A 25,524-nucleotide genomic window follows, 5' to 3' on the forward strand; every position below is an offset into this window, starting at 1 on the left:
CCCCGCGCGTGCGCGCGCGGGGCACCGGGGGCCGGCTCCCGGGGCGGGGCCCGGTGCCGGGGGCCCGGGGCCGCGCGTGTGGGGCACGCGGTCCCGGGCCGTGATGGGGCCGGGTCCGCCGGAGCGGACCTGGCCTCGTCGGGCCTGGATCGGCGGTCTCAGGCCATGGATGGGGGGATGGAGTGGTGGTGCGGGGCACGGCGCGCCGGGCGGCGGTCAGGGAGGAGCCCGGTCCGGCGCGCCGGCCGTCCTACGTCGGCCCACGCCGACGCTCGCGGGCACACCGGCCGGCCCGCCCCGACGTGTGGGCGCGCCGACCGGCCCCGGGCCGGCCTGCACGTACGCCGGCCGGCCCGCGCCGCCTTACAGGTTGTTCAGCCAGGTACGGAGCGCCTGCGGCCCGTCATAGCCGACCATCCGGCTGCCGGCCTCCTGCCCGTTGCGGATGTTGATCAGCGTGGGGATGCCGCGTACGCCGTACTTCTGCATGATCGCCCGGTTGGCGTCCGCGTCGACCCGCGCCCAGACCCAGGTGCCGTTGTCCGCGGTGTTGTACTGCTGGAGGTAGGGCTTCATCTTCTGGCACCAGTGGCACCAGGACGCGGTGAAGTTGAGCACCACGGGGCGGGTCTTGGACATCTCCATGACCTGGCTGAAGTTGGCCGCCGTCACGTCGACGACGGACGGTTCGGCCGCGACCCGGGAGCTGGCGGTGGAGGGGGTGGGGGACGCGACCGCCGGCAGTGCGGCGCCGCCCAGCAGTGCGGCCACCGCAGCCGCCGTGACCATGGTCCTACGGAACATCGGTGTCACCTCTCGATTCATCGGATGGCATGAGATGCCGTGTGATTTCGGCTGTGTTTGCGGTTGTGTTTGCGGTTGTGTTTCCTTGCTGGTGGTGCGGCTCCGGTGGCCCGGGGGTACGGTCACCGGCGCCCGGGATCAGGCGGTGGCCGACTCCGTCGGCAGTTCGCCCCTGACCCAGTCCTCTATTCCTTCGCGGTACTTGCGCACGTTGGGGTAGCCGAGCTCGACGAGTCGGGCGCCCACGAGTTCGCTGTTGCGACAGGGCACGTTGGCGCAGTAGACGACGAGTGGTACGCCCTGGTCGGGCAGGAGCCGCGGGGCGAGTTCGGTGGTGAATCGGGCGGCTTCCTCGTACGGGAATCCGGGGATGTTGATCGCGCCGGGCAGGTGTTCCCGCTCGTAGTAGTCGGCCGGCATGGTGTCGATCACGATGACCGCGTTGGCCGCAATTTCCTTACGGAGCTGTTCCCTTGTGATCAGTGGCAGCACATCAGCCTCCGGATTGCGTCATGTTGACCTCGGTCAGGGGCGACCGGGGATTCCCGATGGGGGGCGTGCGCCGGGCCGCGACGAGCTTTCCGACGACCGCGTACAGGACCAGGGCGGTGACCACCGAATTGATGGCCGGGATTCCGGCGTCCACGTATTCGCCGACCAGTGCGCCACTCGCCCAGCAGACGAGTGAGAGGGGCATCCAGTCGGCACCGCCGGCGGGCAGCGTGCCGCTCGCGCGGGCCCGGTCGAGTTCCGCGCGGAAGCGCCGGACCAGGAAGTACTCGGCGATGATGACGCCGGCCACCGGCGGCGCCAGGACCCCGATGGTTTCCAGGAAGTCGGTGAAGTCGTCCACGATGCCCACGGCCGACAGGGCCGTGCCGCCGGCCCCGATGACCACCGTGACCGCCCGCCGGCTGACCCGTCGGCCGAAGAGCACGTCGAGGGAGTTCACCAGGCCGAGCGAGGAGGAGTAGAGGTTCCAGTCGTTGATCTTCAAGATCGCGGTGGCCAGCACCAGCGTGCCCAGCACCCCCGACGAGGAGGTGATGATGCCGACGATGTCGGAGCTCCTCGCGGCGTGCGCGAGCAGCACCGCGGTCAGCCCGATCAGGTACTCCCCCAGCGTGACGCTGATCAGCGTCTGTTTGACCACGTCGGACGGGCGGCGGTTGAACCGCGTCATGTCCGGCGTCATCAGCGCGCCCAGGATGAAGGCGCCGGAGACCAGCGTGGTGCCCTCGGCGAGGGAGAGCGCGGGGCCCGGTGGCGGGGAGCTCAGCAGGTCGCCGATGGCGTGGTCGGAGAGCGTGTCCACGACCGAGTAGCCGGCCAGGACGAGGAAGGCGGGCACGGTCAGATAGGCGGTCCAGGCCATGATGGTGAACCCGTAGACGGTGATGGCGGTGATGACGACCCCGCCGATCAGCGCCCACGCCCATTCCGGAGTTCCGCTGGACAGGTCGTGCATGCCCTGCGCGAAGACCCCGTTTTGCACACCGAACCAGCCGGCTAGGCTGAAGGCGATGAGCAGGCCGACGAGCGCCGATCCCTTGCGGCCGAACCCCGACCAGCGGGCGAGCATCGAAACCGAAAGCCCTTCCCGTACTCCGGCAATTCCCAGGAGAATGGTGATGACCTCCAGCATGACCGAGCCCACGGTGATGGCGATCACCGCATCGGTGAAGTCCATGCCGAATCCGAGCACCGCGCCGACCAGGAACTGCTGGAACGAGGAGACCTGCCCGAAGCGTTGCACGGCGACCGATACCCAGGAATGTCGGGCCTCGTCCGGCACGCGGGTCAGCGCATAGTCGTCGAGCCGGTCGTCTTCGGTTTTCCTCATGGTCGCGCCCCGAGCGCTCCGGCGCCGGCCGCCTGCGATTCCTCTTCCCGTACGACGAGAAATCCCTGACCCGGAGCCGGCGCCCAGGAAAGGCGCCCCGAATAGAATTCCTCCAGGAATGCGACCCGTTGGTGGTAGACGAAGAACGAGGGGCCGGCACCGCATATCCCACCGGAATCGGCGAACAGCGGGAGTTCGGCCAGGAAGTACCGGACGGCGCGTTGCAACTGTTCGGCGTCCGGGGTGGTGCCGGGCGGCAGCTTGCGGTCGAGCACCCAGTGCGTGGCGTCCAGACAGGCGTCCCGGAAGGCGGCGTCGGCGGCGAACAGCTCCTGCGCCTGTACCAACAGTTCGCCGTAGCGCGGCCGTTCCGCCAACTGCGCCATGCCCAGGACCAGCCGCTGCGGCTGGTCCACGGCCAGGGCGCGCAGCGCGGTCGCCACCTTGTTGTGGACGTACTGGCCCTGCCGCGCGGCCTTGCGGCGGGCCCGGGCCTCGGGGTAGCCGAGCGCCTCCAGGGTGTACGCGGCGACGGTGTCCGGGATGAAGAAATGGCACCGTTCGAAGCGCGTTAACGCCCATTGCGCCAGTGCGGTCAGCCGCTCCGTGCTGAAATAGCTATTGAAGGGGCTGACCCCGATGCACACGTGCGATGCGGTCGACAGCAGACTGCCGCACCGCTCCGTGAGTGGTTCAGAGTTGAACATTTCTCGACCTCGCCAACGACTCGTATGGCCAACTCCTGGCACGGCCACGGTCGGGCCGTTCTGGGATGAGACCGCCAGCAGGATCTTCACGCCCTCTCGAATGCCCGGGTAGTGTCAGCGGGCTATGCCGCGCACGCATACCCGGCGGCCCGGTAAAGGCTCCGCGCGTAGCGCAAAAAGGTACGGACCAGAATTCGCGACGGGGCCACAGGTGAGGCCGCGACCGACCGGCAAACGGTGCAAACGCCCGCCTCCCGACGCCCCGTTGAAGACGTGCCCGCACAAAGCCCGGGGCCGGCAATTCCCTTCCCGACCCTGGTGTTCAGGACCGGCGAGGCTTACCTTCTTGGCCATGGAGTTGCAGCTTCGCCATTTACGCAATCTCTGTGCCGTCGCGAACGCCGGGTCCCTCAACAAAGCAGCGGCCGAGCTCGGATTGCCGCAGCCCGCGCTGAGCCGGCAGATCCGGCGGCTTGAGACCCTGCTCGGCGGCGCGCTCTTCCAGCGCGGCACCTGCGGCGTGCGCCTCACGCCGCTGGGCGCCAGCGTGCTGCACCACGCCGAGGCGATCATCCAGCGCTTCGCCGATCTGGACGCACAACTGAGCGCCCACCAGCAGCGCCAGCGGCGCACCCTGCGCGTCGGCTGGGACGCCGGCCCGCTCTCCGAGGCGCTCCTCGGCTGCCTGTGGCAGGTGCGCCCGGACGGCAGGCTCCGCGTCATGACCGTCGAGTCCGCCTGCGAACTCGATGCGTTGCTCCGCGCGGGCGAGGTGGACATCGGCCTGTTCAGCATGGACAGCAGGTCACAACTCCCCGCCACAGACGGCCTGTTGACCGCACTGGTGGCCGAGACCCCGGTGCTGATCGCACTCTCCGCCGGCCATCCACTGGCCCACGCTCCGGCCCTGCACATGGCCGACCTCGCGGGCGAGGAGTGGATCTCCGTCCTCGGCCCCGACGGCTGCCAGGACGCGCTGCGCCGGCTGTGCGGCCCGTACGGCTTCCAGCCCAAGATCACCTACGACATGCCGGTCTCCGGGCCGCGCTGCGACGTGATCCGGCACCGCGGCTGTGTGGCCCTCACCCAGCAGATCCGCCCGGTCGCCCCGGGCACCGTGCACCGCAAGGTGGTCGATCTGCCCTCGCGCATGCGGCACTGGCTCGCCGCGCTGCCCGGCAACCCGGCCGCGGGGCTGCTGCCCGCGCTCGCCGGGCTGCTGTCCGCGGCGCACGAGGAGTTGGCGCGCGAGCGCAGCGTCGCCGACCGCATCGCCGCCGTGCCCACCACGCCGATCGGGCGGCGCCGCACCCCCGCCGCCGAAGGCCGCGCCCCCACCGCCGCGCGCCCCTCCCCCACCCCCTCGGGAACGTCTGCTTGTCATGACCCTTGAAATTCATGACCTGCGCATCCTGCGCGCCATCGCCGAGGCGGGCAGCCTGGCCGGCGCGGCCCGGGCGCTCGGCACCAACCAGGGGAACATCAGCCGACAACTCCAGCGCATCGAGCGCGGCACCGGCGTCACGCTCTTCCGGCGCGCGCCCCGCGGCACCACGCCCACCGACGCGGGGCACCTGGTGCTCAGCGGCGCCGAGACGCTGCTGCCGCTGATCGACTGGCTCCTTGACGCCGCCGCCCGGGAGGCCACCGAGCAGCGCGCCCGCCGGATCGCCGAACAACCGGCCCACCCCGCGCGCGGGGACGCGGTACGGATCGGCTCCGTCGGCCACCCCGTGCTGCCCGCGCTCGCCGGCGCCCTGTGCACGCTGCTGCCCGGCACCGCGCTCGGCATCCACACCGACGACTCCAGCGGCGCCCTGCTCGACCTGCTGGTCGGTCAGGAACTCGAAGCCGCCGTCGTACGCCACTTCCCCGGGCAGGACGAGCCGTTGCCGGCCGGCGTGGCGAGCGCGGTCATCGCCCGCGAGGGGCTGCTCGTCGGCATCGGCGACCGCCATCCGCTGGCCGGGCGGGGCTCCGCGACCCTGCGCGACCTGCCGGCGGGCACCTGCGTCCTGGTCGACTCGCGCAACCACACGCTGCGCCGGCGCTTCGGGGCGGCCATCGAACGCACCGGCGCCGACCTGCGGTTGTCGTGCGCCGCCGACGAGGCGGCGGCCTCGGCGCTGGCCTGCGCATCGCATGCGGCGTTCGCGGCCTTCCCCACACCGGCGCCGCTGCCGGGCGTCGCCTTCCTACCGCTCACGGACGCGGCGGCCCGCTATACGCTGCTGCTCGCCTGGCCGCGTACGGGCCGACTCGCCCCGTACGGGTCCGACCTGGCGGAGCGCCTGCGCCGCGCGTACCCGTCGCCGCTCAGCGACTGAGCCCCGCGCCGGGCGCACCGCCATTGGCGCCGCGTAGCCGGTTCCACACCATCCGTTATCGGGAACAAGGACAGCAAGCAGGCATTCGATCCCCCACGTTCCCCGCCCTCATCCGGCGTCCCCACGGCGCCGGTCTTCCGCCCGCTTCCCCCTGTTCCCTGTCCATCGCCCCGGGAGGCATCTTCATGTTGCGCGGAATCGACGTCAGTTCGCACCAGTCGACCGAGTTCAGCACCGAGGGGCTCTCCTTCGTCTTCGTCAAGGCGACGGAGGGCCGCTCGTACGTCAACCCCAAGCAGTCGGCGCAGGCCAGCCGGGCCCGCAAGGCCGGCTGCGTGGTCGGCTTCTACCACTTCCTGTGGCCGGGCAACCTGGCTGAGCAGGCCCAGTACTTCGTGCGCGAGTGCGCGTCCAAGGAGGGCGACCTGCTCGCCGTCGACTGGGAGAACACCGGCAACGGCACGCGCGCCAGCAACGCGGAGAAGGACAAGTTCATCCGCGAGGTCAAGCGGCTGCGCCCGACCCACCGCGTGCTGCTCTACTGCAACCGCACCTTCTGGCTCAACCACGACACCACGTCCTACGCCGGCGACGGCCTGTGGATAGCGGACTACGTGGCGGCCGGCAAACCCCGCATCAAGGCCAAGTGGCGCATCCACCAGCACACCGAGCACCCGATCGACCAGAACGTCGCGGACTTCGCCAGCAAGGAGGCGCTGCGCACCTGGGCCACGTCCTAGCGCGGTCCTTACGCGGTCCCGGCCCGGTCCTTGCGCGGTCCCGGCACGGTCCTTGCCGGGGGCGGCCCCGGCCCGCCCGGCCCGTACGAAAACGCTGGCGGACGCAAGAAACTCCAGGTCAGCCGCGTTGTCAGAGGGAGCGCTTAGGCTCATGGCATGAGTTACGCAGACGTACGCGAACTCCAGAGCGCGCTCACCACGGCATCCGACATCGCCTTCTCGCTGGGGTCCGAGCCGTCCGCCCTGGAGACCCATCAGCTCACCGACGCGCTGCGGCGGGCGCTGGCCGCGGCCGGTGCGCTCGGCGCCGAGCACGGCGGGACGGGCTGCGCGGAGCACCCGCGCGGCGCCGTCGACCCGTTGTACGGCGACAAGGACGACCCGCTGCCCCCGGGCTGGGGCCGCTGCCTGCTGTGCAACGACCGCCGCCGACGGGCCAGCGTCCAACGCCGCGGCGGCCGTTGACCCGCGCAGGTCAATGGCCGTGCGGGCCGACGGCGGCGCGGGGCCCAACGGGCCGAGCCCCCGCGGGCGGCGCGCTCGGCGCCGGCCCTGCGGGGGCCCGGATGGTTCGCGGCCGTGCCGGGGCACGGCCGTGCACGGTCGGCCGCGCCGTCAGCGGTTCTGGATCGCCCAGAACTCCTCGAAGGACAGCTTGCCGTCCTCGTTGGTGTCGGCCGACTTGATGATGGCCTCCGCGACGGACTCCGTGACGAACGGGTCCCCCAGTTGGGCCATCACGCTCTTGTACTCGGACGCGCTGATGAAGCCGTCCTTGTCCAGGTCGTACCGCTCAAAGGCCGTGCGTGCCGCCTCGATGTCCGCCACCTGAGCCCCCTTCTCTGTGCTTGCTGATGACCAGCACACATTAGCGACCGACCGGCGCGGCCCCGCAGCCAGCCGGCGGATCAGCGTCGGCCGGCCGCCTTGACCAGCTTCAGGTAGCGCGCCCAGTCCCAGAGCGGGCCCGGGTCGGTGTGCGTGGAGCCCGGCACCTCGTGGTGGCCGATGATGTGCTGCCGGTCCACGGGCAGGCCGTGGCGTGCGCACAGCGCCGCGGTGAGCGCGGCCGACGAGCGGTAGAGCGCGTCGGTGAAGTACTCGGGCTTGTCCACCCAGCCCTCGTGCTCGATGCCGACGCTGCGGGTGTTGTAGTTCCAGTTCCCCGCGTGCCAGGCGATGTCCTTCTCCCGCACGCACTGCCCGACCAGCCCGTCGGCCGAGCGCACCACGTAGTGCGCGGACACCTGCTTCTTGGGGTTCTGGAAGATCGCCAGGGTGTCCTGGAAGGTCTCCTGCGTCACGTGGATCACGACGAAGTCGATCGGGTACGCCTCGGGGCGGCTCGACGCCGTGTAGTTGGAGGTGCTCGCGGGCACCCAGCGGGCCCCCGGGTAGTCGACGCGGCCGGCCCGCGGCTCGGGTCTGGCCGTGGCCAGCGGGGCGGATGCGCCGGCCAACCCGATGGCGGTGGCACCGAGCAGCGCACCGCGCAGCAGCCGGCGGCGGGAAGCGTGGGGGGTGTGGTCTTCCATGGGGACTCCCGGTTCGATGGTTCGGCGGTTCACGGGCCGATCACGCGCTCCGCGCGGGGCGGAAGCGCACCGCACTCCCGTGGGTGGGGGCCGGGGCGTGCGGGCTACACCAACACAACGATGGGACAGGGACATGACACTCGTCCCTCATCGTGAACCGCGCGGGGGACGCTGCCAAGACGACCGGCCGCACAGGGGGCGTACGGCGGGCAAAGAAAGTTGCCGACACCATGTCCAGCCCCTTGAAAGGATCATTCGAGCATGTTTCGACCATGCGTAATCATCACGTATTTTTGACATTCACCCATTGCTTAGAAGGCACGTGGCACAGTTCACCTTAAATTGACATCTAAAATGTCGCATTTTGGGGGCGTGTGCGGCTAATGTTGCTTTGGAAGGCTCGCACCCTGTCTGCGATAGTCGAACCAGCGGCCCCCATTGACCCGGGCAAGGTCGTTCAGCACATGCCACGGCCACACCCCCTCGCGCCGTGGCAGCAGCGATATCAGCGCCCCCGCCCGTCCCACGACGCGGCGGGGGCGTTCGCGTTGCCGGTGGGGGTGTCCGCGTCGGCGGCGGGGCGCGGTGTCACCCGGCCGATGACCGGGTGGTGGCCTCCGGGACCGTCAGCGGTCGGCCACCCGCATCTCGAACCAGGTCGTCTTGCCCAGCGGCAGCAGGTCCACGCCCCAGCGGTCGGAGAGCTTGTCCACCAGGAACAGGCCGCGACCGCTCACGTCCAACTCGTGCACCGGCATCAGACACGGCAGGCCGCGGGAGGGGTCGCGCACCTCGACCCTGACCCAGCCGCGCCGGCGCAACATGCGCAGCCCGAAGGCGCGGGCGCCGGTGTGCCGTACGGCGTTGCCGACGAGTTCGGAGACGAGCAGCACCGCGTGCTCGGAGAGCTGCGGGCCGAGGCCCCAGTGGCGGAGCACCACGGACTGGGTCAAGCGGCGGGCCACGGCGGCCGACTCCGGGTGCGAGGGCAGTCGGACCTCGTCCACCGCCGGGTTGCCGTACAGGTCGAGCGCCTTCGTGGCGAGTTCATCGTCAATGGTCGATACCCAGCGCGCGGGAGCGGATTCGGCTTCCCGACGCGGCTGGTCCCTTCCCTCCAAGCCCGCCATGCCCCCATCATGGCCGCCCGGCGGGCCCCTCGGGGCCGAACCATGGGATTGGGCCCGCCGGCGCGCAAGGCCACACATCTCCGCCACGACATATGCCTAAGGCAGGTACAACCGTTCGACCGCGGCGACGACCTGCCACAACGCCACACGGGGCCCGTACGGCGCGCCGCGCGTACGGGCGGGAGACCACGGTCGGGTACGGGGCGGGCGGCGGCGCGGGGCGCTGTCGCCGGGCGGATACGGAGCGGGGCCCGTACGTTGACGGGCCCCGCGGGCGGTCGGGGCCACGGCCTGTCCCAGCCCCGCCGGCCGGCCTGGCCCCGCCCCCGCCCCCGTCAGTTGAACTTGGCCTTGCCCGGGCCATCCGCCACGAAGCTGCGCATGCCGATCTCGCGGTCCTCGGTCGCGAACAGCGCGGCGAACCAGGTGCGTTCGATGGCAAGGCCGGTGTCGAGGTCGGCTTCCAGCCCCGCGTCCACCGCTTCCTTGGCCGCGCGCAGCGCGATCGCCGGGCCCTGGGCGAGCCGCGCGGCCCAGGCGTGCGCCTGCTCGTAGACCTCCGCGGCCGGCACGACGCGGTCGACGAGCCCCAGGGCGAGCGCCTCGTCCGCCTTGACCATCCGTCCGGTGAAGATCAGGTCCTTGGCCTTGGAGGGGCCGATGAGCCGGGGCAGGCGCTGGGTGCCGCCGGCGCCGGGGATGACGCCGAGCAGGATCTCGGGCTGGCCGAGCTTGGCGTTGTCGGCGGCGATCCGGTAGTCGGCACAGAGCGCGAGTTCGCAGCCGCCGCCGAGCGCGTACCCGGTCACGGCCGCCACCACGGGCTTGGGGATGCGGGCCACGGCGGTGAACGCGTCCTGGAGGTCACGGGCCCGCGCGACCATCGCCGCATGGTCCATGACCTGCATCTCCTTGATGTCCGCGCCGGCGGCGAACACCTTCTCGCCGCCCCACAGGACGACGGCCCGCACGTCGTCGCGGCGGGCGGCCTCGTCGGCCAGCTCCCGCAGCCGGTCCTGGAGCGCGACGTCCAGCGCGTTCATCGGCGGGCGGTCCAGGCGGATGACGCCGACCCCGTCGGCGACCTCAAGGTGCACAGTCTCAGTCATGAGCGCAGGTTAGCGCCGGCTAACAGGGCGGCGGGAGGCCATCGGACGGAGATCACAGACGCAGCGGTCGCGGGCGCGGGAATCGCCTGCGCACGGGCCGCTGCCGGGGCGGCCACGGAGGTGCAGAGCACCGCCCTGGTGCGAGGCGGGGGCCGCAACCCGCAGGTACGTTCCGTACGACGCGAAGGCCGCACCCGACGGGTAGGCCCGGTACGGCGCGGAGGCCGCACCCCACAGCCACGCCCCGTACGACGCGAAGGCCGCACCCGACGGGTACGGCCTCCGGTGCGGGCCCGCGATCACGGCCCCGCGACGACCGGCCCGCGGCGGCGGGCCGGCGTGCTCACTGCTTGGCGGTCCACTCCGACCAGGACATGTTCCAGCCGTTGAGACCGTTGTCGGGCTTGATCGTCTCGTCGTCCGAGTTCTTGACCACGACCACGTCGCCGATCTGCGAGTTGCTGAAGAACCAGGAGCCCGGCGTGGACGGGTCACCGCCGCCGCGCTGGTCGAAGAGGCCCACGCAGCCGTGGCTGGCGTTGGTCGCGCCGAAGGTCGACTGGCCCGACCAGTAGTTGCCGTGGATGAAGGTGCCCGAGGTGGAGAGGCGCATCGCGTGCGGCACGTCCTTGATGTCGTACTCGCCGCCGAAGCCGACGGTGGCGCCGTTCATCCGCGTCACGGCGTGCTTCTCGCTGATGACCATGGTGCCGTTGTACGTCTCGGTGCCCGGGGCGCCGGCGGTGATCGGGATGGTCTTGATGACCCGGCCGTCGCGCTCCACCGTCATCGTCTTGGCCTTGGCGTCGACGGTGCTCACCTGGCTGCGGCCGACCGTGAACGTCACCTTCTTGGCCTGCGTGCCGTACACCCCCGGTACGCCCTCGACGCCGCTGAGCCGCAGGTCGAGGGTGACCTTGGTGCCGGCGGCCCAGTACTTCTCGGGCCGGAAGTCGAGCCGCTGGTTGCCGAACCAGTGGCCCTCCACCGGCACCTGCGGGCTGGCGGTGACCTTGACGGCGCGCTCGACGGCGTCCCGGTTGCTGATCGGGCGGCTGAAGTTGATGGACACGGGCATGCCGACGCCGACGGTGTCGCCGTTCTCCGGGGTGAAGTGGCCGACGAAGGTGTCCTTGGGGACGAGCGTGGTGAACGCGGCGTGCTTGGCGGACTCGCGGCCCTCGGTGTCCTTGGCGACGGCGTCCACCGTGTACTTGGTGGAGGCACCCAGGTGGCCGGTCGGGCGCCAACTGGCCCCGTCCTTGGCGATCTCGCCCTCGATGACGTTGCCCTTGCCGTCGGCCACCTTGACCGAGCTGAGCTTGCCCTTGTCCGCGGTGACCTTCAGCGCGCCGCTGGTGTTGACGCCCGTGGCGCCGTCCCGGGGCGCGATCGAGACCACGGCCTCGGACGCCTTGTTGTCGACGGTCTTGCCCTTGCCCTTGTCGCCGTCGCCCCCGTCGCCGTCCCCGCCGCAGGCGGAGACGACCAGCATCGTGGTGCCCAGCAGCAGGGCGACCAGCCCACGGCGACCGCGGCGGGACCGTCCCGCGGGACGTTCCCGGCGGGCCGGAGAACCCTCCGACGCCCTCGATATCTCCGGTATTTCGGGTATGTCAGCCTGCACCCGCCCGTTCCCCACGGTCGTCTCCCCTCGAACGGCCGCGCCCCCGCGGCTCCCCCGTTACGCGAACACGTGCTCGCATGGCGATAGATAACCACAACGTATGGAAAGTGGCTTGCCCGCGAATGTCACCGTTCCGTTCCAAGTCAGAAGGGTGACAGGGCAGGAGCGGACCGGTCCCGAGGCAGCGGCCGGGCCACGGTCGGGCAGCCGCCCGCCGGCGGTGGGGCAGCGGGCCGGGCGGCAGTAGGGCAGCCGCCTCGCGGTGGGTGGGTCAGCCGTGCCGGCACCCGCGACGCACGGGACGCGGGCGCGGGTCACGGTGCGTGGCTCGCGGTGCGCGGGCCTGACTCAGAGCGTAGGTCGCGGTGCGCGGGCTTGGGCTGGGGGGGGACGCCTGACGTGTCCGCCTCACCCGCCGACCCCCGTACGGTCACGCTCCGTTTCCGTACGCGTCGGGGTACGGCCCGCGGGGGCGGGCCGGGCTACGGACGGCCCAGGGGCGCGCGAGGCGCATGAGGCTGGCGTCGCTGCTGGTCAGATGGGTGGTGAGGAAACCGGACGCGGGGCCTAGGCCAAAAAACCCAGTGAGCAATGTCAGTGCCTCACCGTAGTCTCACTCCTGATGTCTGCGACGAGTGAAGCGACGACGACGGAGCGGGAGACGCCCAGTTCAGCAGCGGCTGCCGAGCGTGCGGGGCCGGTGCGGGAGCGGTCCACCGTGCGCTCGCTGCTGCGGCTGTGGCCGTATGTGCGGCCGGTCCGCGCCCGGCTGATCACCGCTGCGTTCGTGGCGATCATCGCCTCCTGCATGAGCCTGGTGATCCCGATCGCGCTGAAGTGGATCGTGGACGGCCCGGTGGCCGACCGCGATCCGTCCGGGGCGTGGATCGGCGGCGGGCTGCTGCTGGCGATCGGCGTGGCCGAGGCCGGGCTGTTCGGCGTGCGGCGCTGGCTGGTGGCCAGACCGCTGGCCTCCGTCGAAGCGGCGATGCGGGCCGATCTCTACCGGCACCTCCAGCGGCTGCCGGTCTCCTTCCACGACCGCTGGGCCTCGGGCCAACTCCTGTCGCGCGCCACGACCGATCTGCAACTGGTGCGGATGTTCCTCGCCTTCCCGCTCACCTTCCTGGTGGTCAACGGGGCGACGATCCTGGTCGGGTTCGGCATCCTGCTGGCCCAGGACTGGACGCTCGGCCTGGTGCTGCTGGCACCGGCGATACCGATGGTGATCCTCTGTTCGTACTTCGAGCAGCGGTATTCGCTGGCCGCGCGCACCGCGCAGGACCAGATCGGGGATCTGACCACGGTGGTGGAGGAGAGCGTCCTCGGCATCCGCATCGTCAAGGGGTTCGGCCAGCACCGGGGGCAGAACCAGTCCTTCCGGGCGCTGGCGATGCGGCTGCGGGCCACGGAGTTGCGCAAGGGCGGCCTGCTGGCCACCCTCTGGGCGTTGATCATGACGCTGCCGGAGTTGGCGCTGGGCGCGGCCCTGGTGCTCGGCACGGTGCAGGTCGCAGACGGTGACCTGTCGGCGGGCACGCTGGTGGCGTTCTTGTCGACGGCGCTGGCGCTGCGCTGGCCCGTGGAGTCGATCGGCTTCCTGCTCGCGATGAGCAACGAGACGGCGACCGCGACCGACCGCTACTTCGAGGTGATGGACGCCCCGGAGGCGGAGGCGGAGGCGCCCGGTAGGGGCGCGGTGACCGGTGGGGACAACAAGACTGGTGCGAAGACCGGTGTGCGTACGAAGACCGGCGAGGGCGTCGGGATCGCGGGCGACATCGATGCCGGCACCGCGCGCGGTTCGGCCGCCGGTGCCACGGCCGCGCCACCGGTCGGGCTGACGAAGGGGGCGGCGCCACCGGGCGGCACGTCCGAGCGCCGGTCTCCGGACGCCGCGCACGCCGAACCGGCCCAGGCCCAGACACCGGCTGAGGCACCAGCACCGGCCGAGGCCGACGGGCTGCGGTTCACGGGCGTCTCGTTCCGGTACGCGGACGCGCCCGCCGACTCCGCGCCGCTGTTGCACGGCGTCGACCTGCACATCCGCTCCGGCGAGACGATGGCGCTGGTGGGCGCGACCGGCAGCGGCAAGACGACGCTGACCGCGCTGGTGCCCCGGCTGCTTGAGCACACCGGCGGCCGGATCACCGTGGACGGCGTGGACATCACCACGCTGTCCCGGCACGACCTGCGGGGGCTGGTGGCGGTCGCCTTCGAGGAGCCGACCCTGTTCTCCGCGACGGCCGGCGAGAACGTGCTGATGGGCGGGGTGGACGCGGGCCCGCAGGAGTTGGCGCGGGCGCTGGAGATAGCGCAGGCCGGATTCGTCACCGCCCTCCCGCAGGGCGCTGACACGCAGGTCGGCGAGCAGGGGCTGAGTCTGTCCGGCGGGCAGCGGCAGCGGCTCGCGCTGGCCCGCGCCGTGGTCGGCAGCCCGCGCTTCCTGATCCTCGACGACCCGCTCTCCGCGCTCGACGTGCACACCGAGGCCCTGGTGGAGGCGGCGCTGCGGCAGGTGCTCGGCAACACGACCGCCCTGGTCGTGGCGCACCGCCCGTCCACGGTGCAGCTCGCCGACCGGGTGGCGCTGCTGTCCGACGGCCGGATCAGCGCCGTCGGCACCCACCACGAACTGCTGCGCACCAACACCGAGTACGCGACGCTGATGTCCGGCGAGGGGAGCGACCAACCATGACCACCAGCGTCTCCGACGGGCCCGTCGCCGACGGCCAACCCACCGAAGGTCAGCCCGCCGACGGCCCCGCGGGCGCGCCCCCGCGCGAGCACCCCACCGCGCCCGGCGCGACCGACTCCGGCGACGGCGACAGCAGCGACAACGGCAGCGGCAGCGGCGATCCGGGCAACCAAGGGAGCGCGACCGCGCCGAAGTCCGGTGACCCCTTCGACCGGGACGACCTGCCCGCACCGCCCGGCGCCTCCCGCCGGCTGCTCGGCTCGCTACTGTCGCCGCTGCGCCGGCCGGTGTGGCTGGCGACCGTGCTCATCCTGCTCCAGCAGGCCACGGTGCAGGCGGGCCCGCTCCTCGTGGCGTACGCGATCGACACGGCGGTGCCCGCCTTCCGCTCCGACGACTACGGGCCGCTGACGCTGGTGGCCGTGGCGTACCTGGGCAGTGCGCTGCTGGCCGGCGGGTTGCAGTACGCGTTCATCCGGGTTTCCGCCTTCGTGAGCCAGGGCGTGCTGCTCGATCTGCGCGGCCGAATATTCCGGCACGGGCAGGCGCTGAGCGTGGACTTCCACGAGCGGTACACCTCGGGCCGGTTGATCTCGCGCGCCACCTCCGACGTGGAGTCGCTGCGCGAACTGCTCACCGAGGGCCTTGAGGAGTTGCTCGGCGTCTGTCTGTCGGTCTTCTACATCTCCGTCCTGCTGCTGTACTTGGACGTGGGTCTCGGCGTGGCGGCCATCGCCTCCTTCGGCCCGCTGTTCCTGATGGTGCGGTCCTTCCAGCGGCGCTCGGCGCGGGTGTACGCGCAGCGTTCGACGGCGACGGCGGCGTTCATCGTCAAGTTCACCGAGACGATGAACGGCATCCGCCCGGTGCAGGCGTTCCGCCGCGAGCGGACCAACGACCGCGACTTCGGCAAGCTCAACCACCAGCACGAGCGGATCAACGGCACGGCCATGTTGGAGATGGCCCGCTACGTGGTCGGGTCGCGGCTGGTGGCGAACTTCGCGGTGGCCGCGATCGTCATGTGGGGCGCGTACCGGGTCGCCTCCGGCGATCTGGAGCTCGGCGTGCTGGCGGCTGCGGCGCTGTATCTGCGCCGGCTGTACGACCCGATCGACCGGCTCGGCATGTTCCTCAACGCCTACCAGTCGGCGGCGGCCTCGCTGGAGAAGATCGCCGGGCTGCTGGCGCAGCGCCCCTCGGTGCCGGAGGCCACGCAGCCCAAGCCGCTGCCGGAGCGCCCGGCCGGGCAGCCGGGCCGGGAGGTCGTCTTCGACGGGGTGCGCTTCGCGTACCGCACCGGCGGGGAGGTGCTGCCGCGCTTCGACCTGACGCTGCCCGCCGGGCAGACGGTGGCCGTGGTGGGTTCGACCGGCGCCGGCAAGTCGACGCTGGCCAAGCTGCTGGCCAGGTTCTACGACCCGCCGCAGGTCGCGGAGGGCGAGCCGGCCAACGGGCGGGTCCTGCTGGACGGCGTGGACCTGCGCGAACTCGCCACGCCTGAGCTGCGCCGGGGCGTGGTGATGGTGACGCAGGAGGCGTTCTTGTTCTCCGGCACGGTGGCCGACAACATCGCCATCGGCCGGCCGGACGCCACCCGCGAGGAGATCGAGCAGGCCGCGAAGGCGATCGGCGCGCACGACTTCATCACGGCGCTGCCGGACGGGTACGACACGGACGTGCGCAAGCGCGGCGGGCGAATATCCGCCGGCCAGCGCCAACTCGTCGCCTTCGCCCGGGCGTTGCTGGCCGACCCCGGGGTGCTCATCCTGGACGAGGCGACCTCGTCCCTGGACATCCCCGGCGAGCGGGCGGTGCAGCGGGCGATGGCCACGGTGCTGCACGGCCGCACGGCCGTCGTCATCGCGCACCGTCTGTCCACGGTGGAGATCGCCGACCGGGTGCTGGTGATGGCCGACGGCCGCATCATCGAGGACGGCCCGCCGGCCGAACTCATCGCCGGCCAGGGCCGCTTCGCCGACCTGCACCAGGCGTGGCGGGACAGCCTGGTATGAGCCGGGCGGCGGCCACGGGGCGCCCCGCGCCCGCCCCGGCCCGCCGCCGGGGAACGCGATGACGCGAGGGTACGCGTACGTGCGGGGCCCGTGGCGCCGCGGGCGGGCGCTGCCGCTCCCCCTGTCGCTCCCGCTGCCGCTGCCGCTCGCTGCGTACGGCGTCGGCGAACGGCCCCGACCCGGTCGTCAGCAGCGTCCGCGGATCAGCCGCCGTGGCGGATCGCCTTGCGGATCCACTCCGCGTAGGCGGGCGCGCTGGAGTAGAGCCCCGGGCCTTCGCTACAGAGCTTGCCCGGGGCGCCGGGGCCCGAGGTGACGCCGATGAGTTCCCAGCGTCCCCGGTGGTCGCGCTGGACCTGGGGTCCGCCGGAGTCGCCGTTGCACGCCATGGCGCGCGGCACCTGGCTGATCGTGCAGAGCCGGGTGCGGTCGGCCCAGCCCGGCGCGCACTCGGAGGCGGCGCCCCGGCGGGTGTCGAGTTCCTGGAGCCGGTCGGGGAAGACCCACCGGTCCTGCACGGGGGTGTCCACGACGGTGCCGAAGCCCATGATGCGGGTCGGGGTGCCGGGCCGCCCCGGGGCGTGGGCGATGCGGACGGGCTGCTCGGCGACGGGCCGGGCCAGCCGGATCAGGGCGACGTCGTTGCGGTTGGCGGCGGTGCCGTCGCCGTTGACGTAGCCCGGGTGGGTCACCGTCTTCGCGACGGAGCGGACGGTCCCCCCGCTCTCCTTCCACTCGCTGCCGACCCGGACGGTGCCGTCCACGGTGACGAGTTTCGGGTCCACGCAGTGGGCCGCGGTCAGCACCCACTGCGGGTCGATCAGCGACCCGCCGCAGTAGCCCTTGAAGGTGGGGTCGTCCACCCCCGTCACCGGGATCGACACCATGAACGAGTAGGGCTGCGTGGAGTCCTTCCCGTTGACGATGGCTTCGGCGCTGCCGGCCATCAGGGCGGCGCAGGCGGCTCCGGCGAGGGTCACGGCGGCGGTGCGGGCCGCCGTGCGGCGTGCGGACTTCGAGCTGAACACGGCTTCTCCGTTCGGTCGATCGAGTGCGACCCGCTCAGCCTCCGCGATCATGAGGAACTGATCCATCCGGTCAGTCGGCCCATCCACGATCGGGCCAGCGGCCCGTACGGGGTGGGGTAATCCCCCCGAAGGGTGCGTTCCGCCCTCGCCTTGAGGAGCGACCCCGCCCGCGCAGCGGAAGGCCGTGCGGTCCACTCCGCGTACGAGGCGCCCGCCCCGTACGCGCCAACGCCCCAACGCGCCCCCGTGCCGCGCTTGCCCGGGCCTTCGGTGCGCCGGACCATGCGGCCATGCCCACCGAAGACGAACCGCACATCAATGGCTACGACCTGCTCAATGAGGAGATCATCACCGCGGCCGACCAGGACGAGCAGCCGGACCAGGACGATGCGGCGGAGTGACGACGGCCGCCGCTGGTTCGCCGCGTATCTGAAGACGCCGCTCCCCGTCCGGCACCCGGCGGCCGATCGACCGCTCTGCCCCGACCACGGGGAGCGCATGGTCCGCGTCCTGGGCCGAGCCTGGATCTGCCGCACCTGCACGCGCCGTCCGCCGAGCACCGACGCCCCGGCCACGGAGTAGCGACCGACCGTGCCGAGCCCTCGCCGGGCGGGCAGCGGTGGGGGCTGGCTCCGGGGGGTCGTACGTGCCGGAGCGGACCGTTCCGGCGGTCGTGCCGAAGACCCGTGCCGGTCGCGCCCCTGGGAGGAACGGACGCGGCACGAATCGCTGTGGGCCGGACGTCGGTTTGGCTACCCGTTCCGGCCGCGGTTGGATTTCGGCATTCCTTCGACCAGTACGGGCGGTTCGACGGCCAGCAGCCGCGTACGAAGGGCGTGGACGAGGGCAACCCGCTCCAGGTTCTCCACGGCCGACCACTCGACTTCGACCTGATCGCGGGGCAGATCGGCGAAGGCGTCCTCGGCCGCGCTGCCGCCGTCGAAGACGAAGGCGAGTTCTTCGTCCTGCTGGCCCGCGATGGCGGGTTGCTGATCGACGGCGAGCAGGGCGGCGGCCTTGGGCAACTTGATGCCGAGCGCGTCGGCGACGCGGTGGGCGGCGTCGGTGATGGCCTCGCCGGGTTGCACGATGACCCCGGGCGGGCAGGCCCACCCGTCCCGTACGACCTGAAGTACGCGCGGCCACATGCCGAGCGGCGCGAAGTACTTCGGATTCTCGACCGGGCAGCGGATCAGCAGGAACACCCAGACCTCGCGGGGCGGGTTGAGCGATTCCGTACCGCTCACGGGATGCACGATCCTCACGCGGCTACACCTCCGTGGGTGAGGGCGCGCAGCCCGGTGCAGGCCTGCGGCGCGCGGTCATCGAGGGTCATCAGCCCGTACGCGGCCCGCCCGTCCGACCAGCACCAGCCTTCGACGGTCTCGAACTCGGCGCGGTGCCGATTGGGGCACAGGACGTTGCTGCGCAGCGCATCGGGGTCGAACATCGACTCCTGGTACGCCTGGTGGAACTCGACGTCCGTGACGGGAGCCCAGGTGCCGTCCTCACCGAAGCTGAGGAAGAAGCGGAGGGGGGTGCCCATGACGATGACGCGGTGGGTGCCGTCCATCAGGCGCCCCCGGCAGACGCGTTGGAGTGGTCGCGGTGTTGCGGGCAGCGGCAGGGCGGCCAAGCGCCGGTAAGGGCCTCGCGGAAGGCGTCGCCGCACGCCTGCTCACTGTCGACGGAGGTCACGCTGACGACCTCGGAAGCGGGGTCGGGCGGGCCGCTTTCGCCGGGGCGACGGCGGTATACGCGCAACGTCATCAGGTGCTCTCCCATGGCTGAAACTCCCACGATGCTGACGATCACCCGTTGTGATCGACCTCTCACAGAGTTGCCTGACTGTGGCTAGAATTCCAGGTAGGGCGACATGCCAACGCGCCGAGAATCACAGAGAGTTGGACTGATGATCGAAAGGCCCCCCGAGACTCAGCCACTGAGTGCAGCCGCATACTTCGGCCAAGAAGTACGAGCTCTGCGTGAATCCCTAGGTCTCTCGCAAGACAGGTTTGCCGAAGAGATGCACTACCAGCAGAGCCAGATTTCGAAGGTCGAGAGCGGCGCTGTCTTCGCCTCCGAGGCGTTCGCACGGGCGCTGGACGTAGTGGCAAAAACTCCGGGGGTCTATCGGCGGCTGAGAGAGCGCCTGAGCAAGCTCGGCCATCCGGACTGGTTCGCGCCGTACGTGGACCTGGAAGCCAAGGCCACCGTGGTGCGCATGTTCAACCCACTGCTGCTGCCCGGGCTCGTCCAGACCCGGGCCTATGCGGAGGAGGTTCTGCGAGCAGGTCGCCCACTGGATCTGGAAGCGCTGGTTACGGCTCGACTGGGCCGGCAGGCCATTCTCACCCGCCAGGAATCGCCGGCACGGCTGTGGCTGGTGATCAACGAAGCGGTGCTTCGGGCACAGGTGGGCAGCGCCGAGACCATGCAGGAACAGTTGCTCCGCGTCAGGGAGTTGGCAGAGACCCCGCTTCATCGCGTCCAGGTGGTGCCGGCTGGGCGATTGAACACGGTGGTGGCAAGCCCGTTCGGAATATTGTCCTTCAAAGAGGGCCCGGACGTTGCTCATGTGGACGGGTTCCCGAGGGGGTATGTCCTCGCAGAACGGAGCGATGTGGACCGGGCGTCAGACGCGTACGATCTCGTCAGGGCGCTGGCATTGCCCCCCGGCGACACAGCCGAGTTGATTGACCAAATCTTGAAGGGCTACAACACATGACCGACGAGTGGATCAAGTCCAGCTACAGCCAGTCCAACGGCGGTGAGTGCATCGAGTGGGCCCCCGCGCACGCGACCACCACCGGTACTGTGCCCGTCCGCGACAGCAAGGACCCCCACGGCCCGGCCCTCGCCTTCGACACCGCCGCCTGGTCCGCGTTCGTCGCGGGTGTGAAGGCCGGCGAGTTCCCCGTCTGATGAGTGACGCACACGAGAAGGCCGAGTTGTACGCCGCCGACATCTCCAACGTCACGTGGGTCGGCGCACCCAGCGCCCCCGGCGCGGACCGCGTCGAGGTCGCGTTCCTGTCCGAGCCCGCAGGCGCCGTCATCATGCGCAACGCGGCCGACCCGGACGGACCCGTACTGCGCTACACCGAAGCCGAATGGCGTGCCTTCGTCCTCGGCGTACGCGATGGCGAGTTCGACCTGTCGTAACCAAACACGACCCACCACACGAGGCACCGGTTCCCCCCTGGCGGGAGCCGGTGCCTCGCAGCATCTGACGAGCCCCCGCCCGCTGGCCTTGGCGCCCCCGCGTACGACCGCGCGCGAATCGGTCGGGGGCCCTCACACAGGCGATGCGAGTTGCGAAGCTAGAAGCTGCGCAAAACCCTCGCCGACCCGGTAGGCCAAGCCGTTCCGGTGTGCGCTACACGGCTAACGACCACATCCGTGCCGCACGGCTGGCGGACGGACAGCCCCGTGTGACCCTGCCGCTGCTACGGCGTCCGAGCGCTCGTGAAGCCCCCGTTCTATCCCTCGCCGGACAACACGGGGGCCTTCGTCATGGCGCACCGATCCAACCTGACACATAGTCAACTTGCATGGGGACTTGACGGTATCGCCGCTTTGAGTGATGGTCGTGCACATCCATGCAACCAGCGAGGCGCGGAGGGTCACGATGGCACTACAGTTCATCGGAATCGACCCGGACACTCAGCAGCAGGGATCGCCGACTGTCTGGGTGGACGCAGAGAACAAAGAACTTGTGCTCCTGGGCTGGAAGGCGTCTCCGGCCTTGAAGGAGCAGTGTGAACAGAACACGGCACCCGGGCACGCAACCGAAATCCCTGAGAACGAAGACGTGATCAGGCTCCCCACGCGAATGATTCCTATCGTGAGGGAGGCATGCGATGCCGCAGAGCGAGCCGGACTTCTTTGAGCTTCTCAAAGGCGCCAGGAACTCGGCAGTTCACCTGGAAATGCGTGATGCCTACGGCGTCGGGGACGAGTCCGAAGACTTCGACCACTGGATTACGTCCGGGGAGCGGGACTCTGATCCCGCTTCGCCGTACTGGGCTCCCTGGGTCTCCGTCATCTCTGAGACGGTGGCCCGAGGTGTCAAGGTTCGCCGCGCTCGGATCGTTTCGGAGCCGGTTACCGATTACATTCGCTGGGAACACGCCGGCACGGTCGTGAACATCGCAGCGGGCGAGGAAGTGCGATGGCTTCCCCGTCGGCTGGCATCCAGGATCACGCTCCCCGGAAACGACTTCTGGCTCTTCGATGAAGAGGTCGTCCTGTTCAACCACTTCACCGGAAATGGTGACTGGGCCGGTCAGGATCTCAGCACAGACCCGGACATTGCCCGGTTGTGTGCGTCCGCTTTCTCAGCGGTATGGAACTCCGGAATCCCGCACAAAGAGTACAAAGTCTGACCTGTCGAACATATCGGATAGCTAGCTCATGCCTTCATCTCCCTCGTCTAGCGCCCAAGAAGCCCGCGAAGCAGTGGCAGCCCGCCTGCGGGAGCTACTCCTAGATGCGGGACTGACAGGGCGTGAGCTAGCTTCCCGCTGTGGCTGGCACCCCTCAAAGTCCTCTCGGATCATGAACGGGAAGACCCCGCCCTCTGATGCCGATATACGTTCTTGGTGTGAGGCATGCGGAGCCATCGAGCAAGCGGATGACCTCATTGCAGCAAATCGCACTGCCGACTCAATGTACGTTCAGTGGAAAAAGCTGCAACGCAACGGAATGCGTCGAGCACAAGAAGACGTTGTTCCGCGGTGGGAACGAACGCGGCAATTCCGCGTTTACGCCTCCAATGTAGTTCCGGGGATGCTTCAGACTCCTGGGTACGCCACCGCCCTCATGGCCTCCATTACCGAGTTTCAGGGTACGCCGGATGACGTGGCGGAGGCCGTAGACGCCCGAATGTCCAGGGCTCACGTGATCCGCGAGGGAAATCACCGATTCGCGCTGCTGATAGAAGAATCTGTCCTGCGCTATCGAATCGGCGATTCCGAAGCCATGGCGGGACAACTGGGATACCTTCTGGCGGTGATGGCGCTTCCTCGGGTCAGTCTCGGAGTTATCCCGTTCACCGCTCCACGCCGAATCTGGCCGCTGGAAGCGTTCTACATGTTTGATGATCAGCAAGTGGCTGTGGAACTACTCGCCGCCGGCGTCAACGTCAAGGCCCCCAGCGAGATCGCAGAGTACGGGCGGGCGTTCCAGAAGCTGGCTGAGATGGCAGTCCACGGGGCTCAGGCACGGGCGCTGATCATATCGGCGATCGACTCGCTCGGGTGAATCGGTGCAATGTCATGCAACTTCGTAGAGTCCAACTGGCCTAGCTCCCTAGCGTGTTGCTCGTCGGTTTTGACCAGTCCGAGGGAGTGACCCGCATGGCGGTGAACGGCAACGCCCGCAAGGCCAGGACGCGCGAGGAGCACCGGGCCGCACAGCGCAAGCGCACCCTCCTGGTCGAGTGACAGAAGGCCCGTCAGCGGCCCCGTGAGCGCCCTGTCGGGCCCCGGCCCGTCCTGACACCCCCGAGGAGCACACCGAAGTGCCCTTGACGCACGAGGAGCGGCAGCGCCGGGCTGTGCTGCTGGCCCGGGGGCGCGAAGCCAACCGCCAGAGGCGCTGACGCGCCCTACAGACCGCCACCCCGGCCGCCTGGGGAAGGTTTCGGCCGGGGCGGGTCCCAGTGCAAGCCCAAGGGAGGGAAGTCTCCGTGGAGACCTCAGAGCGCGCACGACTGGACACCTACTTCGGGAAGATCGCGCGGCGGTTCACGCCCTCGGTTCTCCCGTCCTCGCTGCTGGTGACGCACCTGCTTCCGGAGCGCCCCTCGTTCGTGCGGGCGGTCGGCACGGTGTCCAGCCTCCGGGCGGTCTTGCCCAAGCCGAAGTCGATCGACTCCGCAGCCCACCGAGAGGTCGAACAGGGCTTTCCGTGCGACGAGTTGTCGCGTGAGCTGTTCGCCGACCCGGACACGGCAGTGACCTACCTGGAGACCCGGGCGGCCGGCGAACACGTGGTGCTGCTGGACGTCGGCGGCTACTTCGCCCCTGTGCTCGAAACGCTCTGCGACCGGTTCTCCGGAACCATCCTCGGGGTGGTCGAGGACACGGAGAACGGTCACAAGCGGTACGCCGAGCGGGACAAGCTTCCGTGCCCCGTCGTCTCGGTGGCACGGTCGCCGCTGAAGGACCCGGAGGACTTCCTTGTGGGGCAGTCCGTCGTGTTCTCCACCGAGGCGCTGCTGCGGGGGCGGGGCGACATCCTGCACGGCCGTCCAGCGCTGGTGATCGGCTTCGGCAAGCTGGGGTCGAGCATCGCCCGCCTGTTGCACGCCAAGGGCGTCCACGTCACGGTGTACGACATTGACCCCGTGCGGCGTGCCCAGGCGCTCTCCCAGGGGTTCGGAGTGGCCCGGGATCGGGAGCAGGCAATCGCCACCGCTGGACTCGTCCTGTGTGCCACCGGTGCACTCGCGCTGACCGGGGAGGACTTCCCGAACCTGCGGAACGGGGCCTACGTCGCCACGGTCACCAGCAGCGAGGACGAGCTGGAGTTGGATGGGCTGCCGGACGGCTACACCCGCAGCAGCTCCGGCGAGAACGTCACCCGGTACAGCGCGACGGGCCACTACTTCTACCTGCTCAACAACGGAAACGCCGTCAACTTCCTTCATGGCGCGTCGGTTGGGCCGTTCGTCTACCTCGTACAGGCTGAGATCCTGGCAGGCGTGCGACTGCTCGCCCGGCGGGACCTCGACGCCACCATGCACGAAGTACCCGGCGACGACCGGGCAGCCATCGCCGCTACCTGGCTCGACTACTACAACAGGTGATCCGATGCCCATCACGGCACAGCGCATCAGCGAGACCGTCATGACCTACCTGGACGCCCACCCCGAGGAGAAGCCGGAGCTGTCGGCCGTCCTCACGCTGGTGGACGACGGGGCGGACGTGACCAGCCGCAAGGAGTTCCGGGGGCACGCCACCGCCGGGGCTGTCTTGGTGGACCGGGATGGCAAGGCCCTGTTCATCCACCACGTGGCGCTGGACAAGTGGCTCACCCCCGGCGGGCACCTGGAGCCGGAGGACCACACCCTGGCCGGGGCCGCTCTCCGGGAGCTGACCGAGGAAACCGGCATCAGTTCCGAGGGCATCACCCTGGCGGACAGCTCGCCCGTTCACATCGACGTGCACCCCATTCCGGCGAACGACGCCAAGGGCGAGCCCGCCCACCAGCACATCGACTTCCGGTTCCTCTTCCGCACCGCCGAGGACAGCGCCGTAACCCTGCAAGAGGAAGAGGTCAGCGGATACGCCTGGCGCGATGCGGACACGATCGCTGACGAGACACTGAGGGGCCGCGTGCTGGCCGCTCTGCGCTGACCCCCTCCGCCCCGCCCTGCCCCGTTCGACGGCAACCCCCACGGCCGCCGGGCGGGGCTTCCACCTTCGATCTCGTCCCTGACCGGCCCCATCCTCACCGCCCGGCCGGGACGACACGGGCAGCGACACCGAGCGGGGCCGGCGCGCCCAGCCTGCGGGCGGCAGCCTGGAGAGCATCGGCATGGTGCCGTACGCGTGTGCGGGGGCTGGGGGCACGGCCCGCCGGGGGAGGCATGGCCCGCCGGGGGCATGGCACGTCGGATGGCATGGGCCCCGCCCGCGGGGACGGTCCGCCCCGGCGACATGGCCCACCGCAAGGGCGCGGGCTGGGAGGGCGCGAGGCGGCGGGTGGCGTTGCCGCCGGCGGGTCCTCCCGTGAGCGGGGGCAACGGGCCGGCGCGCCAAACGCCTCCGGCCGTACGCCCCGAGGGGGAGGCACGGCCGGAGGCGTGGCGGTTCCGCGCGGGCATCCGATTCCCCACGACGGCCAGTCCGACGGCGGTGGGTACACCGCACGAGCGGCCCGGGCCGGCTACCGGTCAGCCGCGCGGCCGGCGCACGGCCCGCACCCCGCTCGCCCCGTCAGCGGGCCACCCCCGCC

General features: G+C 70.5%; 27 protein-coding genes. 14 read left to right on the forward strand and 13 right to left on the reverse strand.

Features of this window, described 5'->3' with window-relative positions:
• Positions 1-363: 363 nt before the first annotated feature.
• The 4 genes from ACMA1D_RS18230 to ACMA1D_RS18245 all read right to left on the reverse strand — a co-directional run bounded on the left by ACMA1D_RS18230 (position 364) and on the right by ACMA1D_RS18245 (position 3,354).
• A complete protein-coding gene (locus tag ACMA1D_RS18230) occupies positions 364-804 on the reverse strand; it encodes a thioredoxin family protein (RefSeq protein WP_349995169.1) in 441 nt (146 codons plus the stop codon).
• A gap of 138 nt (positions 805-942) precedes the next feature.
• The gene (locus tag ACMA1D_RS18235; protein WP_414725059.1) at positions 943-1,296 is read right to left on the reverse strand and encodes a rhodanese-like domain-containing protein; all 354 of its coding nucleotides are present in this window, start codon (positions 1,294-1,296) and stop codon (positions 943-945) included.
• 1 nt (position 1,297) lies between these two features.
• Positions 1,298-2,647, reverse strand: a complete 1,350-nt coding sequence (locus ACMA1D_RS18240) for a purine-cytosine permease family protein (RefSeq protein ID WP_414725060.1) — start codon at positions 2,645-2,647, stop codon at positions 1,298-1,300.
• Entirely contained in the window at positions 2,644-3,354 is a 711-nt protein-coding gene (locus ACMA1D_RS18245; RefSeq protein ID WP_414725061.1) for a tRNA-dependent cyclodipeptide synthase, read from the reverse strand. Before ACMA1D_RS18245 ends, ACMA1D_RS18240 begins: the two co-directional genes overlap by 4 nt.
• Positions 3,355-3,706: 352 nt before the next feature.
• Between ACMA1D_RS18245 and ACMA1D_RS18250 the strand changes: the two genes are divergently transcribed.
• The 4 genes from ACMA1D_RS18250 to ACMA1D_RS18265 all read left to right on the forward strand — a co-directional run bounded on the left by ACMA1D_RS18250 (position 3,707) and on the right by ACMA1D_RS18265 (position 6,886).
• Positions 3,707-4,747 (forward strand): LysR family transcriptional regulator, encoded by a 1,041-nt coding sequence (locus tag ACMA1D_RS18250; RefSeq protein WP_414725062.1) that lies wholly within the window; start codon positions 3,707-3,709, stop codon positions 4,745-4,747.
• Entirely contained in the window at positions 4,737-5,681 is a 945-nt protein-coding gene (locus ACMA1D_RS18255; RefSeq protein ID WP_414725063.1) for a LysR family transcriptional regulator, read from the forward strand. The genes ACMA1D_RS18250 and ACMA1D_RS18255 overlap by 11 nt, the downstream gene beginning before the upstream one ends.
• A gap of 185 nt (positions 5,682-5,866) precedes the next feature.
• Complete coding sequence (locus ACMA1D_RS18260; RefSeq protein ID WP_414725064.1) at positions 5,867-6,421, forward strand: glycoside hydrolase family 25 protein; 555 nt, start codon at positions 5,867-5,869, stop codon at positions 6,419-6,421.
• 156 nt (positions 6,422-6,577) lie between these two features.
• On the forward strand, positions 6,578-6,886 hold the full coding sequence (locus ACMA1D_RS18265; RefSeq protein ID WP_414725065.1) for a hypothetical protein: 309 nt from the start codon (positions 6,578-6,580) through the stop codon (positions 6,884-6,886).
• A 150-nt stretch (positions 6,887-7,036) separates the two neighbouring features.
• On the opposite strand, the gene ACMA1D_RS18270 is transcribed toward ACMA1D_RS18265, so the two are convergent.
• The 5 genes from ACMA1D_RS18270 to ACMA1D_RS18290 all read right to left on the reverse strand — a co-directional run bounded on the left by ACMA1D_RS18270 (position 7,037) and on the right by ACMA1D_RS18290 (position 11,690).
• Positions 7,037-7,249, reverse strand: coding sequence for an EF-hand domain-containing protein (locus tag ACMA1D_RS18270; protein ID WP_414725066.1), 213 nt, complete (start codon positions 7,247-7,249; stop codon positions 7,037-7,039).
• Positions 7,250-7,329: 80 nt separating this feature from the next.
• Positions 7,330-7,956 carry an N-acetylmuramoyl-L-alanine amidase gene (locus ACMA1D_RS18275; RefSeq protein WP_414725067.1) on the reverse strand — a complete coding sequence of 209 codons (627 nt, stop codon included), beginning with the start codon at positions 7,954-7,956 and terminating at the stop codon, positions 7,330-7,332.
• Between the two features lie 626 nt (positions 7,957-8,582).
• A complete protein-coding gene (locus ACMA1D_RS18280; RefSeq protein WP_414725068.1) occupies positions 8,583-9,086 on the reverse strand; it encodes an ATP-binding protein in 504 nt (167 codons plus the stop codon).
• A gap of 335 nt (positions 9,087-9,421) precedes the next feature.
• On the reverse strand, positions 9,422-10,195 hold the full coding sequence (locus ACMA1D_RS18285; protein ID WP_414725069.1) for an enoyl-CoA hydratase/isomerase family protein: 774 nt from the start codon (positions 10,193-10,195) through the stop codon (positions 9,422-9,424).
• Between the two features lie 343 nt (positions 10,196-10,538).
• Positions 10,539-11,690, reverse strand: a complete 1,152-nt coding sequence (locus tag ACMA1D_RS18290; RefSeq protein WP_414725130.1) for a L,D-transpeptidase — start codon at positions 11,688-11,690, stop codon at positions 10,539-10,541.
• Positions 11,691-12,444: 754 nt separating this feature from the next.
• Here ACMA1D_RS18290 and ACMA1D_RS18295 point away from each other — a divergent pair.
• Both ACMA1D_RS18295 and ACMA1D_RS18300 read left to right on the forward strand, forming a co-directional pair.
• Positions 12,445-14,520 (forward strand): ABC transporter ATP-binding protein, encoded by a 2,076-nt coding sequence (locus ACMA1D_RS18295; protein ID WP_414725070.1) that lies wholly within the window; start codon positions 12,445-12,447, stop codon positions 14,518-14,520.
• A complete protein-coding gene (locus tag ACMA1D_RS18300; protein ID WP_414725071.1) occupies positions 14,517-16,532 on the forward strand; it encodes an ABC transporter transmembrane domain-containing protein in 2,016 nt (671 codons plus the stop codon). Before ACMA1D_RS18295 ends, ACMA1D_RS18300 begins: the two co-directional genes overlap by 4 nt.
• 203 nt (positions 16,533-16,735) lie before the next feature.
• Here ACMA1D_RS18300 and ACMA1D_RS18305 read toward each other — a convergent pair whose 3' ends face one another.
• From ACMA1D_RS18305 to ACMA1D_RS18320, 4 genes are all read right to left on the reverse strand, one after another.
• Entirely contained in the window at positions 16,736-17,626 is an 891-nt protein-coding gene (locus tag ACMA1D_RS18305) for a S1 family peptidase (RefSeq protein WP_414725072.1), read from the reverse strand.
• A gap of 686 nt (positions 17,627-18,312) precedes the next feature.
• Complete coding sequence (locus tag ACMA1D_RS18310) at positions 18,313-18,807, reverse strand: hypothetical protein (RefSeq protein ID WP_414725073.1); 495 nt, start codon at positions 18,805-18,807, stop codon at positions 18,313-18,315.
• Between the two features lie 14 nt (positions 18,808-18,821).
• Positions 18,822-19,133, reverse strand: a complete 312-nt coding sequence (locus ACMA1D_RS18315) for a hypothetical protein (RefSeq protein ID WP_414725074.1) — start codon at positions 19,131-19,133, stop codon at positions 18,822-18,824.
• Complete coding sequence (locus ACMA1D_RS18320) at positions 19,133-19,330, reverse strand: hypothetical protein (RefSeq protein ID WP_414725075.1); 198 nt, start codon at positions 19,328-19,330, stop codon at positions 19,133-19,135. Before ACMA1D_RS18320 ends, ACMA1D_RS18315 begins: the two co-directional genes overlap by 1 nt.
• Before the next feature lie 142 nt (positions 19,331-19,472).
• Between ACMA1D_RS18320 and ACMA1D_RS18325 the strand changes: the two genes are divergently transcribed.
• The 8 genes from ACMA1D_RS18325 to ACMA1D_RS18360 all read left to right on the forward strand — a co-directional run bounded on the left by ACMA1D_RS18325 (position 19,473) and on the right by ACMA1D_RS18360 (position 24,923).
• Positions 19,473-20,288 (forward strand): helix-turn-helix domain-containing protein, encoded by an 816-nt coding sequence (locus tag ACMA1D_RS18325; protein ID WP_414725076.1) that lies wholly within the window; start codon positions 19,473-19,475, stop codon positions 20,286-20,288.
• A complete protein-coding gene (locus ACMA1D_RS18330; RefSeq protein WP_414725077.1) occupies positions 20,285-20,485 on the forward strand; it encodes a DUF397 domain-containing protein in 201 nt (66 codons plus the stop codon). The genes ACMA1D_RS18325 and ACMA1D_RS18330 overlap by 4 nt, the downstream gene beginning before the upstream one ends.
• The gene (locus ACMA1D_RS18335; RefSeq protein WP_414725078.1) at positions 20,485-20,724 is read left to right on the forward strand and encodes a DUF397 domain-containing protein; all 240 of its coding nucleotides are present in this window, start codon (positions 20,485-20,487) and stop codon (positions 20,722-20,724) included. The genes ACMA1D_RS18330 and ACMA1D_RS18335 overlap by 1 nt, the downstream gene beginning before the upstream one ends.
• 698 nt (positions 20,725-21,422) lie before the next feature.
• Complete coding sequence (locus ACMA1D_RS18340) at positions 21,423-21,947, forward strand: DUF6879 family protein (RefSeq protein ID WP_414725079.1); 525 nt, start codon at positions 21,423-21,425, stop codon at positions 21,945-21,947.
• 28 nt (positions 21,948-21,975) lie between these two features.
• Positions 21,976-22,824 carry a helix-turn-helix domain-containing protein gene (locus ACMA1D_RS18345; protein ID WP_414725080.1) on the forward strand — a complete coding sequence of 283 codons (849 nt, stop codon included), beginning with the start codon at positions 21,976-21,978 and terminating at the stop codon, positions 22,822-22,824.
• Positions 22,825-22,877: 53 nt separating this feature from the next.
• Positions 22,878-23,006: a hypothetical protein gene (locus ACMA1D_RS18350; RefSeq protein ID WP_414725081.1), complete on the forward strand. Its 129-nt coding sequence runs from the start codon at positions 22,878-22,880 to the stop codon at positions 23,004-23,006.
• 245 nt (positions 23,007-23,251) lie between these two features.
• Positions 23,252-24,373, forward strand: a complete 1,122-nt coding sequence (locus tag ACMA1D_RS18355) for an adenosylhomocysteinase (RefSeq protein WP_414725082.1) — start codon at positions 23,252-23,254, stop codon at positions 24,371-24,373.
• 4 nt (positions 24,374-24,377) lie between these two features.
• On the forward strand, positions 24,378-24,923 hold the full coding sequence (locus tag ACMA1D_RS18360; protein WP_414725083.1) for an NUDIX hydrolase: 546 nt from the start codon (positions 24,378-24,380) through the stop codon (positions 24,921-24,923).
• Positions 24,924-25,524 lie beyond the last annotated feature (601 nt).

The sequence above is a fragment of the Streptomyces sp. 796.1 genome (genome assembly GCF_047525675.1).
Taxonomy (GTDB): Bacteria; Actinomycetota; Actinomycetes; order Streptomycetales; family Streptomycetaceae; genus Streptomyces.

Excerpts from the sequence above, each read along its gene's own strand:
- ACMA1D_RS18230 (WP_349995169.1), bottom strand. The coding sequence starts at position 804 with ATGTTCCGTAGGACCATGGTCACGGCGGCTGCGGTGGCCGCACTGCTG.
- ACMA1D_RS18240 (WP_414725060.1), bottom strand. The coding sequence starts at position 2,647 with ATGAGGAAAACCGAAGACGACCGGCTCGACGACTATGCGCTGACCCGC.
- ACMA1D_RS18245 (WP_414725061.1), bottom strand. The coding sequence starts at position 3,354 with ATGTTCAACTCTGAACCACTCACGGAGCGGTGCGGCAGTCTGCTGTCG.
- ACMA1D_RS18250 (WP_414725062.1), top strand. The coding sequence starts at position 3,707 with ATGGAGTTGCAGCTTCGCCATTTACGCAATCTCTGTGCCGTCGCGAAC.
- ACMA1D_RS18255 (WP_414725063.1), top strand. The coding sequence starts at position 4,737 with ATGACCCTTGAAATTCATGACCTGCGCATCCTGCGCGCCATCGCCGAG.
- ACMA1D_RS18260 (WP_414725064.1), top strand. The coding sequence starts at position 5,867 with ATGTTGCGCGGAATCGACGTCAGTTCGCACCAGTCGACCGAGTTCAGC.
- ACMA1D_RS18265 (WP_414725065.1), top strand. The coding sequence starts at position 6,578 with ATGAGTTACGCAGACGTACGCGAACTCCAGAGCGCGCTCACCACGGCA.
- ACMA1D_RS18275 (WP_414725067.1), bottom strand. The coding sequence starts at position 7,956 with ATGGAAGACCACACCCCCCACGCTTCCCGCCGCCGGCTGCTGCGCGGT.
- ACMA1D_RS18280 (WP_414725068.1), bottom strand. The coding sequence starts at position 9,086 with ATGGCGGGCTTGGAGGGAAGGGACCAGCCGCGTCGGGAAGCCGAATCC.
- ACMA1D_RS18285 (WP_414725069.1), bottom strand. The coding sequence starts at position 10,195 with ATGACTGAGACTGTGCACCTTGAGGTCGCCGACGGGGTCGGCGTCATC.
- ACMA1D_RS18290 (WP_414725130.1), bottom strand. The coding sequence starts at position 11,690 with ATGCTGGTCGTCTCCGCCTGCGGCGGGGACGGCGACGGGGGCGACGGC.
- ACMA1D_RS18295 (WP_414725070.1), top strand. The coding sequence starts at position 12,445 with ATGTCTGCGACGAGTGAAGCGACGACGACGGAGCGGGAGACGCCCAGT.
- ACMA1D_RS18300 (WP_414725071.1), top strand. The coding sequence starts at position 14,517 with ATGACCACCAGCGTCTCCGACGGGCCCGTCGCCGACGGCCAACCCACC.
- ACMA1D_RS18305 (WP_414725072.1), bottom strand. The coding sequence starts at position 17,626 with ATGGATCAGTTCCTCATGATCGCGGAGGCTGAGCGGGTCGCACTCGAT.
- ACMA1D_RS18315 (WP_414725074.1), bottom strand. The coding sequence starts at position 19,133 with ATGGACGGCACCCACCGCGTCATCGTCATGGGCACCCCCCTCCGCTTC.
- ACMA1D_RS18320 (WP_414725075.1), bottom strand. The coding sequence starts at position 19,330 with ATGACGTTGCGCGTATACCGCCGTCGCCCCGGCGAAAGCGGCCCGCCC.
- ACMA1D_RS18325 (WP_414725076.1), top strand. The coding sequence starts at position 19,473 with ATGATCGAAAGGCCCCCCGAGACTCAGCCACTGAGTGCAGCCGCATAC.
- ACMA1D_RS18330 (WP_414725077.1), top strand. The coding sequence starts at position 20,285 with ATGACCGACGAGTGGATCAAGTCCAGCTACAGCCAGTCCAACGGCGGT.
- ACMA1D_RS18335 (WP_414725078.1), top strand. The coding sequence starts at position 20,485 with ATGAGTGACGCACACGAGAAGGCCGAGTTGTACGCCGCCGACATCTCC.
- ACMA1D_RS18340 (WP_414725079.1), top strand. The coding sequence starts at position 21,423 with ATGCCGCAGAGCGAGCCGGACTTCTTTGAGCTTCTCAAAGGCGCCAGG.
- ACMA1D_RS18345 (WP_414725080.1), top strand. The coding sequence starts at position 21,976 with ATGCCTTCATCTCCCTCGTCTAGCGCCCAAGAAGCCCGCGAAGCAGTG.
- ACMA1D_RS18360 (WP_414725083.1), top strand. The coding sequence starts at position 24,378 with ATGCCCATCACGGCACAGCGCATCAGCGAGACCGTCATGACCTACCTG.